Origin of the sequence: Streptomyces cacaoi, assembly GCF_006539165.1 — a bacterium.
GTDB lineage: Bacteria > Actinomycetota > Actinomycetes > Streptomycetales > Streptomycetaceae > Streptomyces > Streptomyces cacaoi.
Genome location: NZ_BJMM01000181.1, coordinates 1 through 793, shown reverse-complemented (window position 1 = coordinate 793; position 793 = coordinate 1). Strand labels below are relative to the sequence as shown.

At 68.1% G+C, this 793-nt stretch carries 2 protein-coding genes; both read right to left on the bottom strand.

Going from position 1 to position 793, the window contains the following annotated elements; all coding sequences use genetic code 11:
• Positions 1 to 103 precede the first annotated feature (103 nt).
• Positions 104 to 502 carry a DUF742 domain-containing protein gene (locus SCA03_RS34830; protein WP_030884378.1) on the bottom strand — a complete coding sequence of 133 codons (399 nt, stop codon included), beginning with the start codon at positions 500 to 502 and terminating at the stop codon, positions 104 to 106.
• Positions 503 to 569: 67 nt separating this feature from the next.
• On the bottom strand, positions 570 to 793 hold a 224-nt coding region (locus SCA03_RS34825; protein ID WP_435833565.1), incomplete at its 5' end, for a roadblock/LC7 domain-containing protein.

Genomic DNA, 793 nt, shown 5'->3' with positions numbered 1-793 from the left:
CGTCGTGGAGCGGCCCTGGGGCATGCCGTATCCCTCGTGGCTCGCCTGGCCCATCGAGCCCATGGGCGGCACCGGCTGACGGCTCATCGGGTCCATCTGCGGGCTAGAGCTTGCGAAGTCCACTGAGCACCCTTTCCAGCAGTGTCACGTCGGGGGCGCCGCCGGGCTCGGAACCGCCGCCGGGCTGGTGGATGGCCACCATTCCGGCCTCGGCGAGGTCGGCGACCAGAATCCTCGCCACTCCCAGGGGAATGGCGAGCAGCGCGGAGACCTCCGCTACCGACTTCACCTCCTGGCACAGGTGGCATATCCGCTGGTGCTCAGGGAGCAGCCCCTGTAGCTGCATCGGGTCCGCGGTCGTGCTCACCAGCGCTTCGATGGCGAGCTGGTAGCGGGGCCGGGTACGACCACCGGTCATGGCGTAGGGCCGCACCAGCGGCTGGTCGCCCTCTCCTCCGTACGACGCGTCGTACGGATCGGGCGAGGCGGGCGGCGGGGTCATGGCTCCTCCGAGCGAGGCATGTGGTCGGCGGTCGGACTGTGGTGCTCAAGTGGGGGGAGCGTGCAGATCAGTTGAGAATGCTTCCCTGGAGTTCCGCGCGGACGTCGGGAGTGAGTACGCTTCCAGCGCGGTCCACCAAGAGGGCCATCTCGTAGCCGATCAGGCCGATATCGGCCTCCGGGTGGGCGAGGACGGCGAGTGACGAGCCGTCCGAGATGGACATGATGAACAGGAACCCCCGTTCCATCTCCACCACCGTCTGGTTGACCCCACCGCCCTCGAAAATCCTGG

Coding starts and splice junctions, on each gene's coding strand:
- SCA03_RS34830 (WP_030884378.1), bottom strand. CDS start 502: ATGACCCCGCCGCCCGCCTCGCCCGATCCGTACGACGCGTCGTACGGA.